Raw genomic sequence first — 14,405 nt, 5'->3', positions numbered from 1 at the left:
TGCCACGCAAGGGGTCACCTCAGGAAATCGGCTAGCCCGGCCCATAGCCGCTCTTTGTCCGCCAGCGGCATCGCCGCATAGGCGGGCGAGGAAGACGGCAGGTCGACCAACGCCAGCGGGCTGCCTGCCAGTTGCAGCCGGCCGATCGCGCTCGCCTTGCGGCCATTGAACGCCACGGCGCGCAAGTCCGGCAAGATGCCGACCAACGCGCGGACGGGGGCGGGGGCGGCTTCGCGGATTGCGGAATCGAGGCTGCCGGTTCTCCGCGCCGAGGCGACCGTGTCCCAGAGCGCGATGCCCGCGTCTGTCAGCGCGCCGAGCCTCCCTTCATATTCCAGGCCGGAAAGATCGCGCCCGATGGCGCGGCCGACAAGGTGCCAGAATCGGTTCTGCGGGTGCGCGTAATAGCGCCGCGCGGCGAGCGAGGCCTCGCCGGGCAGGCTGCCGAGAATCAGGACCCGCGCATCGGGGCGGGCGACTGGCGCGAAGGCGGACTTGCGCCCGGTCAGGGGGTGAGCTCGCGGACGTCGGTGAGCCGACCGGTCACCGCAGCGGCCGCCGCCATCGCCGGGCTGAGGAGGTGCGTCCGCGCCCCCGGCCCCTGACGGCCGACGAAGTTGCGGTTGCTCGTGCTCGCGCAGCGTTCGCCGGGCGGAACCTTGTCGGGGTTCATCGCGAGGCAGGCCGAACAGCCCGGCTCGCGCCATTCGAGCCCGGCGTCCGTGAACACCTTGTCGAGACCCTCTTCTTCCGCCTGCCGTTTGACCAGGCCCGATCCGGGGACGACGATCGCCCATTTGACCCCGTCGGCCTTGTGGCGGCCGCGCAGGACTTCCGCCGCAGCGCGCAGGTCCTCGATCCGGCTGTTGGTGCAGCTGCCGATGAACACGTTCTCGATTGCGACCTCGCTCATCGGCTGGCCTGGTTCGAGGCCCATGTATTCGAGGCTCCGGCGCGCGGCATCCTGCTTCGACGGGTCGGAGAAGCTTTCCGGGGCGGGCACGCTGCCGCCGATCGGGACGACGTCTTCCGGGCTGGTGCCCCAGGTCACGGTCGGCTCGACGGCAGCGGCGTCGATGACGACCGACTTGTCGAATGTCGCTCCCGCATCGGTTGCCAGCGAGCGCCACCATGTCACGGCGCGATCCCAGTCGTTCCCTTGCGGAGCGAGCGGACGGCCCTTGAGGTAGGCGAACGTCGTCTCGTCCGGCGCAATCAGGCCCGCGCGGGCGCCCGCCTCGATCGACATGTTGCACACGGTCAGCCGGCCCTCGATGCTCATCGCATCGAACACAGGGCCGCGGTATTCGATCACGTGGCCGGTGCCGCCCGCCGTGCCGACGACGCCGATGATATGGAGGACGAGGTCCTTGGCGGTGACCCCGGGTCCGAGCGCGCCCTCGACGCGGACTTCCATCGTCTTCGACTTGCGCAGCAGCAGGGTCTGCGTGGCCAGCACGTGCTCGACCTCGCTCGTGCCGATCCCGAACGCGAGCGCGCCAATTCCGCCGTGCGCGGCGGTGTGGCTGTCGCCGCAGACGATCGTCGCGCCGGGCAGCGAAAAGCCCTGTTCGGGCCCGACGACGTGGACGATGCCCTGGGATGCGTCCGTTGCGCCAATATAGCGAATGCCGAATTCGGGAGCATTCGCCTCGAGCGCGGCAAGCTGGGCGGCGCTTTCGGGATCGGCGATCGGCAGGCGGCTGCCGTCGGGTGCGCGGCGGGAAGTCGTCGGCAGGTTGTGGTCGGGGACGGCCAGCGTCAGGTCGGGGCGTCGCACGCGGCGGCCCGCGACCCGCAGCGCCTCGAACGCCTGCGGACTGGTAACCTCGTGGACGAGGTGGCGATCGATGTAGATCAGCGCCGTACCGTCGTCGCGGGTTTCGACGACGTGGGCGTCCCAGATCTTCTCGTATAACGTGCGCGGACGGCTGGCCATGAAACGGGGCTAGGCCCGGCGGCCCCGGGGAAACAAGATGGATAATCTTGTCCACTGTCTGGCTGTGCGTTTACCGGCGCGGACCGGCGTTGCCGGGAGGCGATGAAAATAAAACCGGTGTCGGTCATGGAAAAGCAAGGACGCACGCATTAACTGACAAGCATGTCAGCAGCGGCCCCTTTTCATTTTCCGATTCGGATCGTCCCCGGCGACATCGATTTCATGGGGCATGTGAACAACGCGCGCTATCTCGGCTGGGTGCAGGACGCGGTGCTGGCGCACTGGAACAAGCTGGCTCCTCCTGACGCGGTGGCCGAGCGGCTGTGGGTCGCGCTGAAGCACGAGATCACCTATCGCCGTCCGGCGTTTCTCGAAGACGACGTGATCGCCAAGACGGTGCTCGAAAAGATCCACGGCGCGCGCGCGTTCTACCGCACGGTGATCCAGCGCGGCGAGGAAGTGCTGGCCGAGGTCAGTTCGAGTTGGTGCTGCGTCGACGCGGCGAGCCTGCGCCCTGCGCGCATCGGCGAAGAGATCTCGCGGTTCTTTTTCCCCGACGACTGACCTATATTGGCCGTCGATGGACTGGCTTTTTCCCGCGCTGATCGTGCTTGCGACCGTGATCGCGATGGAGTTCGTCGCGTGGTCTAGCCACAAATACATCATGCACGGGTTCGGTTGGGCCTGGCACCGCGATCATCATGAACCGCACGACGGCTTTTTCGAAAGGAACGACCTCTACGCAATCGTCGGCGCGGCGCTCAGCATTGCGATGTTCGCGCTCGGCAGCCCGATGATCCTGGGAGAAAGCGCGTGGTGGCCGGGCACCTGGATCGGCCTCGGCGTGCTCGTCTACGGGATCATCTACACGCTGGTACACGATGGGCTGGTCCACCAGCGCTGGTTTCGCTGGGTGCCAAAGCGCGGCTATGCCAAACGGCTGGTGCAGGCGCACAAGCTGCACCACGCGACGATCGGCAAGGAGGGCGGGGTGAGTTTCGGCTTCGTCTTCGCCCGCGACCCGGCGAAGCTGAAGGCCGAACTGAAGCGCCAGCGCGCAGGCGGTATCGCGATCGTGCGCGAAGGCTCCGGGCCTGCCATTCGACAATAGACTGGACACGATTCCCGCAATCGGGAAGACAGCGGACAAATGGGTCGCGACCAAGCCGCAGTCGAGAAAAGCGAACCGCCCGGCCAGGCCCGGCTGACACGTGCCGACCTGCTGCGAATGGATCTTATCGCGCCGCCCGAGCAGGCGGCCAGCCTTGCCACCACCTTCTACCGCGTGCGGTGCGACGAACCTCATATCCGTGACGTGCAGCCTTCGTCGATCGGGATCCTCATCCTACTCGGGAAGGGTACGGGCACCCTGCGATTCCTCGACGGCCGGGTCGAGCGCGGCCCGGGGTTTACCCTGGTGACGCCGACCTCCGCGGCGACGACGCTGGAAATGGAAGGTCCGTGGGATGCATTCGGCGCGATGCTGAGCCCGGTGGGCTGGGCGAGCCTGACGGGCCTCTCGGCGGCGGACCACGGCAACCGCGTCCGCGCCGCAGCCGAGGTTGTCCGCGCTCCGCTCGCCGAAGCCGGGGAAACGATCCTGCGTGACTACGACCGGCTGTCCGACGCCGACAAGGCCGCTATCTTGGCGCAGGGAATGGCCGCCGCGGCGAGGCCCCTTCCGCCCCGTCATATTGAATTCATCCGGACCGTTGCGGCCTGGCTGGCGAAATCGCTCTCACCCTCGCTGGCCGATCTCTATGCCAGCTCAGGCTACGGCCCGCGCCAGGTCCAGCGGCTCGCCGAGCGATATTTCGGCCTCGCCCCAGCCACGCTCGTGCGCAAGTACCGTGCGCTGCGGGCGGCGGTCCTGCTGGCGAAGCCCGGCCTTTCCGAAGAGGACTTGGGCGCAATCCAGGACCACTTTTACGATCAGCCGCACATGATCCGCGAAATTCGCATGTTCGCCGGACGCACGCCTGCCCGGATCGCGGATCCGGACATGCCTTTCCTTTCGCGGTTCCTCGACCTGCGCCACTTCCGCCAGGCCGGCCCGCGGCTGGCCCCGATCCCGGAAAACCTGCGCGCCTAGCTCTGACCGCGGGCGATCCGCGCAGCATGGTCCTGCACTAGCGCGATCATGTTCGGCACCCCTTGAGTGCGGTTGCTGCTGAGCTGGTTCTTCAGGTCGAAGGGCGCAAGTGCCGAGGCGACGTCCATCGCGGCCACCTCGGCGGCCGGCCGGTCCTGGACCGCCGCGATGACGAGCGCGACGATACCCTTGGTGATCGCGGCGTTGCTGTCGGCCAGAAAGTGCAGCCGCCCCGCGTCGCCCGTCGGATAGACCCACACTGCCGCCGAGCATCCGCGCACCAGCGTCGCGTCGGTCTTGAGCGCCTGGGGCATCTCCTCGAGTTCGCGGCCAAGCTCGATCAGCAGGCGATAGCGGTCGTCGGGATCGAGGAACTCGTATTCCTCGGCAATGTCTTGCAGGCTCCGCATGGCGCGCGCCCTTAGCGCGCGGCGGCCTATCCTGCCAGCCCGCCCGGACGCGTCAGCGCGTAGTACAGGACATAGAACCAGCCGAAGAAGCCCTGGATCGCCGCCCACAGGATCGACTTGTGGAGCGACCACGAGATGGCCACGGCGATCGCGCTTCCGAGGCCGATGCCGGCCTTGGTAACGTCGGCGTGCACGGCGGCCATCAGAGGTCGACTCCGCTTGCGATCGCCTCGAGCTTGCGGATGCGCTCCTTGAGATCGCTGAGCTCGATCCGCGCCGCGCCCAGCGCGCTGCCGGTTTCGGGTTCGCGCGCGGATTCGCCGCCGCGCGCCATTGCGCCCGCCACTCGCTCCAGTTCGTGCTCCTTGAGGTCAAGCCAGCCCTGCCAGCCGCGCAGCATGGCGAAGGCCACGATGGCGACCGCGGCGAGCGAGGTGGCGGCAAGCAGGATAGGTTCGGTCATGAGAGGATCTCCCAATCAGGATTTCTCGCTGTCGCGCAGCGCCTCGATTTCGTCCGAGACCCGGCGCGTTTCGATGGCAGCGGAAGTGTTGGCGTCGGTCGCGATCCGCTCGAGCACCTTGATGCGCTCGCGCAGGTCGTCGATTTCTCCGCGCAAGGCGGTCTTCTCGCCATCGTCGGCCGGGGCCGCGTGGTTGCGCTTGCCGGCCTCGGACTGGATGCGCACGATCCGCAGCACCATGAAGGCGAAGATCGCGGTCATCACGACGAGCGCGGTCCAGAAGCTCACTGGACGTTCTCCCGGCCGTCGCGCAGGCGTTCGATGTCCTGCGTGAGATGATAGCCGCTGTCGGTGACGATCCGCTCGACTGTCGCGAGCCGGTCCTTCATCGAGCCGATCTCTGCACGGAGTTGGGCGTTTTCCTGAGACAGGAGCGTGATGCGCTCCTTGGCCTCGGCGTCGGTCCTTGGATAAACGGCCTGGCCCCAGGCCCCGTCGAGCGGATAGCCGTTCTTGATCCGCAGCCAGGTCGTGGTCACCCAGCCGAGGCTGATGGCCACCACGCCCACGGCAATCATCGGCGCAAGGGCCTCCAGGATCGCGATCTTTTCCATCACGCACGCTCCTTGCGCAGGCTTTCGATCGACACGCCGTTGTCCGCCTCGTGGACCCGGCGCTGGTCGCGGAGCGCCTCGATCTGGGTGGCGACATCGTAACCCTTGTCGGTGACGATGCGCTCGAGCACGCGGACGCGGTCCTCGAGCGCCTGTACCTGGCTCGAATACTGCGCGGCCTTCTCCGCGGTCGCATCGGCGGTCGCGCTGATCTGCATCTTGGCGAGTTCGCGCTGGTGGCGGGTCCACATCCGCACGATCGGGATCGACAGCGCTATAATCGGTATCAGGAGGGCAAGTGTGCCGTTGTCCATCGAAAAAATCCCCCTCGGAAAGATGCGATCAGCGCAGCCGCTCGATCTCGGCGTTCAGGCGCGGATTGCTGGTGACGTAGTAAGTCTCGACCTCGGCCAGCCGGCGATCGATCTCGCGGAATTTGCCGCGGATCTCGCGCGCGGTGCGCTTGGGACTTTGCCGGACCCGCTGCCAGTACTTCGTTTCCTCCTGGTCTCCGTAGAGGTGGGGCGGCTTCTTGTTGAGAAGCAGTCCGGCGATGAAGTAGGCCGGCAACAGGATCGGGGCGATCGTCAGCAAGAGGACGATGAACCCGAGCCTCACCCACAGCGCGTTGACGCCCGTGTAGTCGGCGATGCCTGCACAGACGCCCATCAGCTTGGCGTTCTGCTTGTCGCGGTAAAGCGTGGTGCGCGGGCTGTTCACTGGCGGGCTCCCTTCTTTTCGGCGATGAGGTTCTCGAGTTCGCGAAGCGGGGCGGCGTCGAGCTCGCTGTCGCGGGTCAGGCGGGCGGGCTTGAAGCTCGGGTCGTCGCTGGCGACCAGACGCTCGACCGTCTCCATCCGTTCGTCGAGCCGCTTGGCGAGGCTGTAGAGTTCCTCGAGCAGCGCTTCGTCATCGGTGGTGATCGTGGCCGCGGTTTTCCACCGCGTGATGTAGTGCAGGATGATCCACGGCAGTCCGATGAACAGCGTGGACATTACAATTACGACGTCGAAATCCATTGCCCCTTACTCCTTGTCCCCGGCGTCTGACTTGCGGTCCAGGCCGAGCGAACGCTTCATTTCCTCCAGTTCCTCGTCGATCTTGTCGGCACCCGCGAGGGCGGCGATCTCGTCGGCAAGGGTCGGCTTGCCGGTGCCGTCGGCGATGCTCAGCGCGTCGGCGCGGCCCTCGGCATAGTCGACCCGGCGCTCCAGCTGGTCGAACCGGGCAAGCGCCTCGTCGGCGCGTTCGTTGGTCATCAGGCTGCGCAGCTTGACGCGGTTCTCGGCGCTCTCGAGCCGCGCGGCGATTGCCGTCTGGCGGCTGCGCGCCTCACGCAGGCGGACCTGCAACTTCTCGATGTCCTGCTCGTAAGCGCGCAGGGCATCGTCCAGAACGGCGATCTCCTGGCGCAGCTGTTCGGCCATGTCGCCAGCCTTTTTCTTCTCGACCAGCGCGGCGCGGGCCAGATCCTCGCGATCCTTGCTGAGAGCAAGCTGGGCCTTTTCCGCCCAATCGGCCTGGAGCCGCTCGAGCTTGACCGTATGGCGGTGCATTTCCTTCTGGTCGGCGATCGTACGCGCGGCGCTGGCCCGGACCTCGACGAGGGTTTCTTCCATCTCGAGGATGATCATCCGGATCATCTTCGACGGGTCGTCAGCCTTGTCGAGCATGTCGTTGAAGTTCGCCGCGATGATATCCCGGGTGCGGCTGAAGATTCCCATGAAGGCGACTCCGTAGTTGGCGATGTCTCGCTGGGCGGCGGACTGGGTGGGGGTGGGGCTGCGGCGCAGCCGCTCTACTTCCTCGTCGAGCCGGCTGGCTCGCGGGGATGACGGGGGGTGGGCCGGAGCGCCTGACGCGCGGGGGGACTGGGTCCCGCGCGAGGGGGACTCGTCGCGCTCCGGCCCGAGGGGGTCGTTGGATGGAGGCTTGTTCATGCCAGCTCCACGGAGGCGACAGGGCCGTTCGCGGCGAACGCCGGAGCGGCTTCAATCTGCGCACTCAGTGCCACGAAGAGGGCCATCGCGGCGACACTCGCCATTGCGGCGTGGCCGAGGCGGGTCTGCAGGAAACGACGGTCGAACATGAATACCTCCGGTGAATGACATTCACACATCAGCAAGGGGCATGCCAATTGCGGATTTACGGATACGGGGCGGGGTTCAAGTGGCGCCATGATGGTTTTTGTTGCCGAGAGTTGGGAATTTTCGCTATTCCTTGGGTATGGAGAGGGAAAACCAGTTCATCGGTCAGTCCGACGCGTTTCTCGACGCGGTCGACCGCGCGAGCCAGGCCGCGCCGATGGACCGGCCGGTGCTCGTCATCGGCGAGCGCGGCACGGGCAAGGAATTGATCGCGGAGCGTCTCCACCGTCTGTCGACGCGGTGGGACGAGCCGCTCGTCACCATGAACTGCGCCGCGCTGCCCGAAACCCTGATCGAGGCCGAGTTGTTCGGTCACGAAGCCGGTGCCTTCACCGGCGCGACGCGCGCGCGCGCCGGCCGCTTCGAGGAAGCGGATCGCGGCACCCTGTTCCTCGACGAGCTCGCAACCCTGTCGATGCAGGCGCAGGAGCGGCTTCTGCGGGCGGTCGAATATGGCGAGGTGACCCGCATCGGGTCGAACCGCCCGATCCGGGTCGACGTGCGCATCGTCGCCGCGACGAACGAGGATCTGCCGAGGCTGGCCGAGCAAGGGCGCTTCCGCGCCGACCTGCTCGACCGGCTCAGCTTCGAGGTGATAACCCTTCCGCCCCTCCGCGTACGCGAGGGCGACGTGATCGTGCTCGCCGAGTTCTTCGGCCGGCGCATGGCGAGCGAGCTTCGCTGGGACAAGTGGCCAGGGTTCGCCGATCACGTGCGCGAACAGTTCGAAAAGCATCTCTGGCCGGGCAACGTGCGCGAACTGCGCAACGTGGTCGAACGCGCGGTCTATCGCTGGGGCGATTCGGAACAGCCGGTCGCGCACGTGGTGTTCGACCCGTTCGAAAGCCCGTGGAAGCCTGCCGCCACGACTGCTCCGGCCGTTTCGGACGGCGGGGGCACGCGGCCTGCACCGCCGGCCGCGCCCGACTTCGATTCGATCGACGACCTGCGCGCCGCGGTCGACGCGCACGAGCGCGCGATCGTCGAGAATGCGCTGGGACGCAACCGCTGGAACCAGCGCCAGACAGCCAAGGCGCTGGGTCTGACGTACGACCAGCTGCGGCATTGCATCCGCAAGCACGGACTGGCGGAAAGCGAGTAAGCCGCTTGCCTTTGGAGTGACTCGCGCCTATCTGGCCAGCGATCCCGACATCGCGAGACTGGAGGGGCTGGCGCCGAAAGGGGCCGGCACCGAAGGCGCATGGCGGATGAACCGGAGACCGAATGGCAGATATCGCGCGCCTCATCGAACTGATCGAACCCGAAGCCGACGCGCTCGGGCTCGAACTCGTGCGCGTGAAGATGATGCCGTCCGAAGCTGGCGACGGCGGCGAGGCGCTGCAGATCATGGCGGAAGACCCCGCGACGGGTCAGCTGGTCATCGACCAGTGCGCCGCGCTCTCGCGCCGCGTATCGGACATGATGGATGCGCGCGAGGAAGCCGGCGAAGTGCTGATCCCCGGCGCCTATCACCTCGAGGTGTCGAGCCCCGGCATCGATCGCCCGCTCACCCGCGACAAGGATTTCGCGAACTGGGCCGGCCACGAGGCCCGCATCGTCATGGACAAGGGCTTTGACGGCCAGCGCGTGCTCAAGGGCGACCTCAAGGGCATCGAGGCCGGCCAGGTGACGATCGCCGACCGCAAGGCGGGCGAGGTCACCGTGCCGCGCGCGCAGATACATTCGGCGCAGCTCGTCCTCACCGACGCGCTGATCGCCGCTACCAAACCGCTCGACATGACCGGCGCTGAAGAGGTGTCGGCGGGTGCCGGGGAAGAATCTCTCGAGACAGAGGAAGAGTAAGGACCAATGGCCAGTTCGATTTCCGCCAACAAGGCAGAACTGCTCGCGATCGCCAACTCGGTCGCTTCGGAGAAGATGATCGACAAGGCGATCGTCATCGAGGCGATGGAAGAAGCGATCCAGAAGGCCGCTCGCGCGCGCTACGGCAATGAGAACGACATCCGGGCCAAGCTCGACCCGCAGACCGGCGACCTGCGCCTGTGGCGCGTGGTCGAGGTGGTCGAGGAGGTCGACGACTATTTCAAGCAGGTGAACCTCGAGCAGGCGAACAAGCTGCAGGCCGACGCCAAGGTGGGCGACTACATCGTCGACCCGCTGCCCCCGGTCGACCTCGGCCGGATCGATGCGCAGTCCGCCAAGCAGGTGATCTTCCAGAAGGTCCGCGATGCCGAGCGCGAGCGCCAGTACGAGGAATTCAAGGACCGAGCGGGCGAAGTCATTACCGGGGTCATAAAGTCGGTCGAGTTCGGCCACGTGATCGTCAACCTGGGCCGCGCCGAGGGCGTGATCCGCCGCGACCAGCAGATCCCGCGCGAGGCTGCCCGTCCCGGCGAGCGCGTGCGCGCGCTGATCACCAAGGTGGAGCGCAACAACCGCGGGCCGCAGATCTTCCTGTCTCGGGCGCACCCGGAGTTCATGAAGAAGCTGTTCGCGCAGGAAGTGCCCGAGATCTACGACGGCATCATCACCATCCAGGCCGCCGCCCGCGATCCGGGATCGCGCGCGAAAATTGGCGTGATCAGCCGCGACAGCAGCATCGACCCCGTCGGCGCCTGTGTCGGCATGAAGGGCAGCCGCGTGCAGGCTGTCGTCCAGGAGCTGCAGGGCGAGAAGATCGACATCATCCCCTGGAGCGAGGATACCGCGACGTTCGTCGTCAACGCGCTCCAGCCCGCCACCGTCAGCCGCGTCGTCCTCGACGAGGAGGACGGCCGGATCGAGGTGGTGGTACCCGACGACCAGCTCAGCCTTGCAATCGGCCGGCGCGGCCAGAACGTGCGCCTGGCAAGCCAGCTGACCGGCCACCAGATCGACATCATGACCGAGGAGGAAGCCTCGGAGAAGCGCAGCAAGGAATTCGCCGAGCGTTCGAAGATGTTCGAGGAAGAGCTCGATGTCGACGAGACCCTCTCGCAGCTTCTCGTGGCCGAAGGCTTCGCCGAGCTCGAGGAAGTCGCCTATGTCGAGCTTGCCGAACTCGCGACGATCGAGGGCTTCGACGAGGAACTCGCCGAGGAACTGCAGAGCCGCGCGATCGAGGCGCTCGAGCGGCGCGACGCCGCCTACCGTGCCGAGCGCCAGGCGCTCGGGGTCGAGGACGCGCTGGCCGAGATCCCGCACCTGACCGAGGCGATGCTCGTCACGCTCGGCAAGGCGGGGATCACCACGCTCGACGACCTGGCCGACCTCGCGACCGACGAGCTGATCGCCAAGAAGCGCGAGACGCCCCGCCGGCGCCAGGCGCCGACCGACGGACCGCGCCTGCGCTCGGATCGCCCCAAGCCCGAGGACAAGGGCGGCGTGCTTGGCGAATACGGCCTGACCGAAGAACAGGGCAACGAAATCATCATGGCTGCCCGCGCCCACTGGTTCGAGGACGAAGAACCCGCATCCGAGGAGGCCGCTCATGCGGACTCCGAACAATGAGCGCCTGACGCCCGACATCGCCGAGGCGCCCAAGGCTCCCCGCAAGGCGGAGCCCGAGCGCAAGTGCATCCTCTCCGGGGAGCATGGCGGGCGCGCCACGCTCGTCCGGCTGGCGATCTCGCCCGATGGCGACGTGCTGCCTGACGTCCATGCGAAGGCTCCCGGCCGCGGCGCATGGCTTGGCGTATCGCGCGCCGAGCTCGAAGCGGCCCTCGCGAAGGGCAAGCTGAAGGGCGCACTCGCGCGGGCCTTCAAGGGCGCGTCGCTGTCGGTGCCCGACGACCTGCCGCAGCGCATCGAGGAGGGACTCGCCAGGGCCCTGCTCGACCGGCTGGGACTCGAACTGCGCGCGGGGCACCTTATCTTGGGATCCGACAGGATCGCCGAACACGCGCGCGGAGGGGCGGTGGAACTGCTGCTCCATGCCGCCGATGCGAGCGCCGACGGCAGCCGCAAGCTCGACCAGGCATGGCGCGTGGGGCGCGATGCCGAAGGGTCGGGCGAGACCGGCACGCGCTTGCCACTGGACCGGGCGGCTCTGTCTGTGGCAATGGGCCGCGACAACGTCGTCCACATGGCGCTGGCCGATCCGGCAGCAGCCGAGCGGGTATCGCTCGCGCTCGAGCGCCTGATGCATTTCCTGGGGCCGCAATCGGCGGCTGATACTGGCGGTGGGATCGAACCCGCCGTGCTGGACGACTGATCGAAGGACGAAGACGAGTTTTATGAGCGACAGCACCGACACTCCGCGCGAACGCAAGCCGCTTGGCCTCAAGCGGTCGATCGACGCCGGCGAGGTCAAGCAGACCTTCAGCCACGGCCGCACCAACAAGGTCGCGGTCGAGGTCAAGCGCCGCCGCAAGCTCGTCAAGCCGGGGGAGGAGGCAGCCGCCCCGACGCCGCCCCCGCCGCCCCCGCCGCCTCCGCCGCCGCCGGCAGCCTCTGCGCCCGCGCCCAAGAAGAAGGCCGCTCCTTCAAGCGAAACCCCGCAGGAGCGCGTCGCGCGCCTGCAGCGCGAGGCCGAGGAAGAGCGCCTGCGGCTCGCCGAGGAAGCGCGCGTGCGCGAGGAGGCCGAGAAGGCCGCCGCGCTCGAGCAGGAGAAGCGCCGCGCCGAGGCCAACCGCGAGGCCGAGGAAGAAGCTGCCAGGCGCGCCTCGGAAACGCCCCAGGCCCCTGAAAACGTTCCGGCGAGCCAGCCCGTCGAAGACGATGCCGGGAGCGGCAGCGAGGCCGACGCCGAGCCCGGCACGCCCGCCCCCGCGCCGCGCAGGTTCACGCCGGTCGCCCGGCCCGAGCCCAAGAAGCCCGAGCCGAAGAAGAAGGAAGAAAAGCGCGGCGCCCCGGCGCCCGAGCGTGGCGGCGATCGCCGCTCGGGCAAGCTGACCGTGACCCGTGCGCTCAACGAGGACGAGGGCCGCAGGGCGCGCAGCCTCGCCGCGCTCAAGCGGGCGCGCGAAAAGGAGCGCCGCCTCCACGGCGGTCCGGCGCAGAAGCGCGAGAAGCAGGTTCGCGACGTCGTCGTGCCCGAGGCGATCACCGTCCAGGAACTCGCCAACCGGATGGCCGAAAAGGGCGCCGACCTCGTGAAGGCGCTGTTCAATATGGGCATGATGGTTACCGTCAACCAGACGATCGACCAGGACACCGCCGAGCTGCTGGTGGAGGAGTTCGGCCACAACATCCAGCGCGTGTCGGAAGCCGACGTCGACATCGACCGCACCGAGGACAAGGACCCCGAGGACACGCTGAAGCCGCGCCCGCCGGTCGTGACGATCATGGGCCACGTCGACCACGGCAAGACCAGCCTGCTCGACGCGCTGCGGGGAACCGACGTGGTCAAGGGCGAGGCCGGCGGGATCACCCAGCACATCGGCGCCTACCAGATCCAGACCAAGGGCGGCGACAAGGTCACCTTCCTCGACACCCCGGGCCACGCAGCGTTCACCGAGATGCGCGCGCGCGGCGCCAACGTCACCGACATCGTGATCCTGGTGGTCGCGGGCGACGACGGGATCATGCCGCAGACGATCGAGGCCATCAATCACACCAAGGCGGCGGGCGTGCCGATGATCGTCGCGATCACCAAGTCCGACCGCGACGAGTACAACGCGCAGAAGATCCGCGAACGCCTGCTCGAGCACGAAGTCATCGTCGAGGCGATGAGCGGCGACGTGCAGGACGTCGAGGTCTCCGCCAAGACCCGGGCGGGCCTCGACGATCTGATCGACAAGATCCTGCTCCAGGCAGAGTTGCTCGAACTCAAGGCCAACCCCGATCGCGATGCCGACGCCATCGTGGTCGAGGCGCAGCTCGACAAGGGCCGCGGCCCGGTCGCCACGGTGCTCGTCACCCGCGGCACGCTCAAGCGCGGCGATACGTTCGTCGTCGGCACCGAGAGCGGCCGTGTGCGCGCGCTCGTCGACGACAAGGGCAAGCAGGTAAAGGAAGCCGGACCCTCGGTCCCGGTCGAGGTCCTTGGCCTCGGCGGCGTGCCGATGGCGGGTGATCAGCTGACGGTCGTCGAGAACGAGCAGCGCGCCCGCGAGGTCGCCCAGTACCGCCAGGAAAAGGCGACCGAAAAGCGCACCGCGCTTGCGCCGACGAACTTCGACACGATGTTCGCCGGGCTGCAGTCGAACGTTGTCGAGTTCCCGGTGCTGGTGAAGGCCGACGTCCAGGGCTCGGTCGAGGCGATCGTCACCGCGCTGCACAACCTGTCGAACGACGACATCAAGGTGCGCGTGCTCCACGCGGGAGTGGGCGCGATCACCGAAAGCGACGTGACGCTGGCAGCCGCGAGCAACGCGCCGATCATCGGGTTCAACGTGCGTCCGAACCCGAAGGCCCGCGATCTCGTCAAGCGCGACAACGTCGAGATGAAGTACTTCGACGTGATCTATCACCTGACCGAGGAGATCGGGAAGGAGATGGCCGGCGTGCTCGGCCCGCTCAAGATCGAGAACGTGCTCGGCCGCGCCGAGGTCAAGCAGGTGTTCCCCGCGGGCAAGAAGGACAAGGCCGCCGGCCTGCTTGTCGTGGAAGGCACGATCCGCAAGGGCCTGCACGCCCGCCTCACGCGCGACGACGTCATCGTGTCGGCCACGACGATCCAGTCGCTGCGCCGGTTCAAGGACGACGTCGACGAGGTCCGCGCGGGGCTGGAGTGCGGCGTCGTGCTGGCCGACACCAACGACATCAAGCCGGGCGACCAGCTCGAGGTGTTCGAGGTCGAGGAACGCGAGCGCACGCTGTGAGGGTTTCGCCGAAGGTGATACTTTCGGCGAGGAGAT

Annotated in this window: 20 protein-coding genes; 8 read left to right on the top strand and 12 right to left on the bottom strand. The window is 67.4% G+C overall.

Annotation, left to right across the window (positions count from 1 at the left end; genetic code table 11):
* Positions 1-14: 14 nt before the first annotated feature.
* Both ACPV3N_RS11140 and leuC read right to left on the bottom strand, forming a co-directional pair.
* Complete coding sequence (locus ACPV3N_RS11140) at positions 15-509, bottom strand: DNA-deoxyinosine glycosylase (RefSeq protein WP_440118009.1); 495 nt, start codon at positions 507-509, stop codon at positions 15-17.
* The gene (gene leuC, locus ACPV3N_RS11135) at positions 506-1,939 is read right to left on the bottom strand and encodes a 3-isopropylmalate dehydratase large subunit (RefSeq protein WP_440117754.1); all 1,434 of its coding nucleotides are present in this window, start codon (positions 1,937-1,939) and stop codon (positions 506-508) included. Before leuC ends, ACPV3N_RS11140 begins: the two co-directional genes overlap by 4 nt.
* Positions 1,940-2,101: 162 nt before the next feature.
* On the opposite strand from leuC, the gene ACPV3N_RS11130 reads away from it, so the two are divergent.
* From ACPV3N_RS11130 to ACPV3N_RS11120, 3 genes are read left to right on the top strand one after another with little or no spacing between them, the layout of a single operon-like run.
* Positions 2,102-2,503 carry an acyl-CoA thioesterase gene (locus ACPV3N_RS11130; RefSeq protein WP_440117752.1) on the top strand — a complete coding sequence of 134 codons (402 nt, stop codon included), beginning with the start codon at positions 2,102-2,104 and terminating at the stop codon, positions 2,501-2,503.
* 16 nt (positions 2,504-2,519) lie between these two features.
* Positions 2,520-3,050: a sterol desaturase family protein gene (locus ACPV3N_RS11125; RefSeq protein WP_440117750.1), complete on the top strand. Its 531-nt coding sequence runs from the start codon at positions 2,520-2,522 to the stop codon at positions 3,048-3,050.
* A 39-nt stretch (positions 3,051-3,089) separates the two neighbouring features.
* Complete coding sequence (locus ACPV3N_RS11120) at positions 3,090-4,031, top strand: helix-turn-helix domain-containing protein (protein WP_440117748.1); 942 nt, start codon at positions 3,090-3,092, stop codon at positions 4,029-4,031.
* Here ACPV3N_RS11120 and ACPV3N_RS11115 read toward each other — a convergent pair.
* Genes ACPV3N_RS11115 through ACPV3N_RS11070 form a run of 10 tightly spaced genes read right to left on the bottom strand, consistent with a single transcriptional unit; the run spans position 4,028 to position 7,607 of the window.
* Positions 4,028-4,441, bottom strand: coding sequence for a SufE family protein (locus ACPV3N_RS11115; protein ID WP_440117746.1), 414 nt, complete (start codon positions 4,439-4,441; stop codon positions 4,028-4,030). The two genes, ACPV3N_RS11120 and ACPV3N_RS11115, sit on opposite strands and share 4 nt — an antisense overlap.
* A gap of 26 nt (positions 4,442-4,467) precedes the next feature.
* Positions 4,468-4,644, bottom strand: a complete 177-nt coding sequence (locus ACPV3N_RS11110; RefSeq protein WP_440117744.1) for a hypothetical protein — start codon at positions 4,642-4,644, stop codon at positions 4,468-4,470.
* Positions 4,644-4,919: a hypothetical protein gene (locus tag ACPV3N_RS11105; protein ID WP_440117742.1), complete on the bottom strand. Its 276-nt coding sequence runs from the start codon at positions 4,917-4,919 to the stop codon at positions 4,644-4,646. Before ACPV3N_RS11105 ends, ACPV3N_RS11110 begins: the two co-directional genes overlap by 1 nt.
* Positions 4,920-5,192, bottom strand: a complete 273-nt coding sequence (locus tag ACPV3N_RS11100) for a hypothetical protein (RefSeq protein ID WP_440117740.1) — start codon at positions 5,190-5,192, stop codon at positions 4,920-4,922.
* Positions 5,189-5,518, bottom strand: coding sequence for a hypothetical protein (locus ACPV3N_RS11095; protein ID WP_440117738.1), 330 nt, complete (start codon positions 5,516-5,518; stop codon positions 5,189-5,191). The genes ACPV3N_RS11100 and ACPV3N_RS11095 overlap by 4 nt, the downstream gene beginning before the upstream one ends.
* Entirely contained in the window at positions 5,518-5,832 is a 315-nt protein-coding gene (locus ACPV3N_RS11090) for a hypothetical protein (RefSeq protein WP_440117736.1), read from the bottom strand. The genes ACPV3N_RS11095 and ACPV3N_RS11090 overlap by 1 nt, the downstream gene beginning before the upstream one ends.
* 28 nt (positions 5,833-5,860) lie before the next feature.
* Positions 5,861-6,238: an envelope stress response membrane protein PspC gene (gene pspC / locus ACPV3N_RS11085; RefSeq protein WP_440117734.1), complete on the bottom strand. Its 378-nt coding sequence runs from the start codon at positions 6,236-6,238 to the stop codon at positions 5,861-5,863.
* On the bottom strand, positions 6,235-6,537 hold the full coding sequence (pspB, locus tag ACPV3N_RS11080; protein ID WP_440117732.1) for an envelope stress response membrane protein PspB: 303 nt from the start codon (positions 6,535-6,537) through the stop codon (positions 6,235-6,237). The genes pspC and pspB overlap by 4 nt, the downstream gene beginning before the upstream one ends.
* A gap of 6 nt (positions 6,538-6,543) precedes the next feature.
* Entirely contained in the window at positions 6,544-7,458 is a 915-nt protein-coding gene (gene pspA, locus ACPV3N_RS11075) for a phage shock protein PspA (protein ID WP_440117730.1), read from the bottom strand.
* Complete coding sequence (locus ACPV3N_RS11070) at positions 7,455-7,607, bottom strand: hypothetical protein (RefSeq protein WP_440117728.1); 153 nt, start codon at positions 7,605-7,607, stop codon at positions 7,455-7,457. Before ACPV3N_RS11070 ends, pspA begins: the two co-directional genes overlap by 4 nt.
* A 137-nt stretch (positions 7,608-7,744) precedes the next feature.
* Between ACPV3N_RS11070 and pspF the strand changes: the two genes are divergently transcribed.
* The 5 genes from pspF (at position 7,745) to infB (ending at position 14,369) form a co-directional block, all read left to right on the top strand.
* Positions 7,745-8,767 (top strand): phage shock protein operon transcriptional activator, encoded by a 1,023-nt coding sequence (gene pspF, locus ACPV3N_RS11065; RefSeq protein WP_440117726.1) that lies wholly within the window; start codon positions 7,745-7,747, stop codon positions 8,765-8,767.
* A 122-nt stretch (positions 8,768-8,889) separates the two neighbouring features.
* Positions 8,890-9,468 carry a ribosome maturation protein RimP gene (gene rimP, locus ACPV3N_RS11060; RefSeq protein ID WP_440117724.1) on the top strand — a complete coding sequence of 193 codons (579 nt, stop codon included), beginning with the start codon at positions 8,890-8,892 and terminating at the stop codon, positions 9,466-9,468.
* 6 nt (positions 9,469-9,474) lie between these two features.
* Entirely contained in the window at positions 9,475-11,115 is a 1,641-nt protein-coding gene (nusA, locus tag ACPV3N_RS11055) for a transcription termination factor NusA (RefSeq protein WP_440117722.1), read from the top strand.
* Entirely contained in the window at positions 11,096-11,818 is a 723-nt protein-coding gene (locus tag ACPV3N_RS11050) for a DUF448 domain-containing protein (protein WP_440117720.1), read from the top strand. The genes nusA and ACPV3N_RS11050 overlap by 20 nt, the downstream gene beginning before the upstream one ends.
* Positions 11,819-11,840: 22 nt before the next feature.
* Entirely contained in the window at positions 11,841-14,369 is a 2,529-nt protein-coding gene (gene infB / locus ACPV3N_RS11045) for a translation initiation factor IF-2 (protein WP_440117718.1), read from the top strand.
* Positions 14,370-14,405 lie beyond the last annotated feature (36 nt).

The sequence above is a fragment of the Tsuneonella sediminis genome (genome assembly GCF_051912845.1).
GTDB classification, from domain to species: Bacteria; Pseudomonadota; Alphaproteobacteria; order Sphingomonadales; family Sphingomonadaceae; genus Tsuneonella; species Tsuneonella sediminis.
Note: the sequence above shows the minus strand (reverse complement) of the source record. Positions and strands in the feature narration are given on the sequence as shown.